The sequence below is a fragment of the uncultured Campylobacter sp. genome (assembly GCF_938040115.1).
Classification (GTDB): Bacteria; Campylobacterota; Campylobacteria; order Campylobacterales; family Campylobacteraceae; genus Campylobacter_A.
In genome coordinates, this window is record NZ_CALHXD010000271.1 from 1 (window position 1) to 1,821 (window position 1,821).

General features: G+C 50.4%; 2 protein-coding genes and 2 pseudogenes. 3 read left to right on the forward strand and 1 reads right to left on the reverse strand.

Translation table 11 applies throughout. The features are described from left to right. Positions 1-526: 526 nt before the first annotated feature. The 3 genes and pseudogenes from Q0314_RS09030 to Q0314_RS09035 all read left to right on the forward strand — a co-directional run bounded on the left by Q0314_RS09030 (position 527) and on the right by Q0314_RS09035 (position 1,310). Complete coding sequence (locus Q0314_RS09030; protein WP_298058401.1) at positions 527-886, forward strand: hypothetical protein; 360 nt, start codon at positions 527-529, stop codon at positions 884-886. A gap of 43 nt (positions 887-929) precedes the next feature. Next, positions 930-1,091: pseudogene (locus Q0314_RS11315) on the forward strand (DJ-1/PfpI family protein); the annotation flags it as partial. Between the two features lie 30 nt (positions 1,092-1,121). Further along, complete coding sequence (locus tag Q0314_RS09035; protein ID WP_298024545.1) at positions 1,122-1,310, forward strand: hypothetical protein; 189 nt, start codon at positions 1,122-1,124, stop codon at positions 1,308-1,310. Positions 1,311-1,631: 321 nt separating this feature from the next. Here Q0314_RS09035 and Q0314_RS09040 read toward each other — a convergent pair. Beyond that, positions 1,632-1,821, reverse strand: a pseudogene (locus tag Q0314_RS09040) (MGMT family protein); the annotation flags it as partial.

Sequence of the window (1,821 nt, forward strand, 5' to 3'; positions counted from 1 at the left end):
GATCGCTAAGAGCCTGCGAGCTTTATTTGCTTGTAGATGCGGCGCAAATCATCATGCGCGAAAAGATAAAATTTCATCTTTTTTTGCGCGGCGGCTTAAATGCTGTACTAAGCGGCTCCTCGGCAATCGGCCCCGCCGCAGTTTTGCAAAGTAGGCGCGAGGCCGCCTATTAGTTTTTTCACCGCGAGCTTTGTCACGCCCGTTTCGGCACCGCTTATAGATTTTGGCTATCGTAAATTTTGACCCAAAAAGGCAAATTTGGCCGCTAATTTTAGTCAAATTTAAGCTCCTTCGCGAAAAATGCGACGCCGTTTTTTAAAGACATATAAAAATGCCTAGCAAATTTAACGCGCTCACCGATCCGATATTTAAACTCGCAAGCCAAATTTATCCTCAGGATGCGGGTAAATTTACCCTAAGTCTGAAAGCAAAAGACAAAATAAAGCCAAATTTAAGGCGTAAAGCATTGCTGAATATTAACTAAAACCGCATATAATCCGGACTCAAATCAATAAAAAAGGACAAAATGAATGAACTATCAAAACTCCCGACTCCCGATATCGCCGAGCACGGCGCGTTTTTCCCGTCGCCGTTTTCGCTGTCGCAGTTTACGGCGCCCGTGAGCGATCTGGCGGATTTTAATTACGAGAAAAAATACGACGGCGATAAAAAAATCCTCATCATCGCGGCCGACGAGCGGTATTTGCTGATGGACAACGGGACTTTTTTCTCCACTAGCAACCACCCCGTCGAGACGCTCGTGCCGATGTATCATCTGGCGCAGGCGGGCTGGGACTTCGAGATCGCGACGCTCTCTGGAAATCCCGTAAAATTCGAGTTTTGGGCGATGCCTGCGAAGGACGAGCGGCTCAAGGGCTTTTTTTGAGAGCTACGCGACTAAATTTAAAGAGCCTAAAAAGCTCGCTGATATCGTAAAGAAGGGATTTGACGAGTATTTTGCGCTCTACATCCCGGGCGGTCACGGCGCGCTGATCGGGCTTGACGAGAGTCGCGACGCAAAGGCCGCGCTAAAATGGTTTCATGAGCAGGGCAAATACATCATCACGATCTGCCACGGCCCAGCCGGACTGCTAGCCGCGGCGCTTGACGAGGATAAGTTTTTGTTCGAGGGCTACGAGCTCGTGCTGCTGCCAGACGTCATTGACCGCACCTCGCCGGGTATTGGCTACATGCCGGGCCATCTGCGTTGGTATATGGGCTCGCGGCTAGCAAAACTTGGGATGAAAATCCTAAACGAAGGTATCGACGGCGCCGTGCACAAAGACCGCAACCTGCTCTCGGGCGGATAGTCCGCTAGCGGCCAATAACCTCGGCAAGCTGGCGGCTAAAACGCTTTTAGAGTCGCTGTAAATTTTACGCCGCTAAGGTCGGCATCTCGGCATAAAATTTTAATTTTTACGCGGCGGAAAAATTTAAAATTTCAAAGCGTGCCCGCTTCGGCTTTAAATTTAATGATCGCCGTCCTGCGCGCGGTGTAATCGTTTAAAATCGCCGCTCGCCTTCGATTTGCAAGCGATGCGCTGTGCAGCGTCTAAATTTAAGTATTCAAATTTTATCGCACTTTTGCGCGCGAGTATTAAAATCTTTTGCGGCCTTTTAAATTTGCCGCTTTACGGCGCCGTGCTCTTCGCGGGCGTAAAAAATCCTCGCATATCGACGCCCCCTGGCTGCAGCAGTTTGATTTTTCTATCAATGCCGCCCGCGTAGCCCGTGAGGCTGCCGTGCGTGCCTACGACGCGGTGGCAGGGATGATGATCGAGATTTCGTTGTGCCCTACGGCGCCGCCCACGGCTTGCGCGG

Excerpts from the sequence above, each read along its gene's own strand:
- Q0314_RS09030 (WP_298058401.1), top strand. The coding sequence starts at position 527 with ATGAATGAACTATCAAAACTCCCGACTCCCGATATCGCCGAGCACGGC.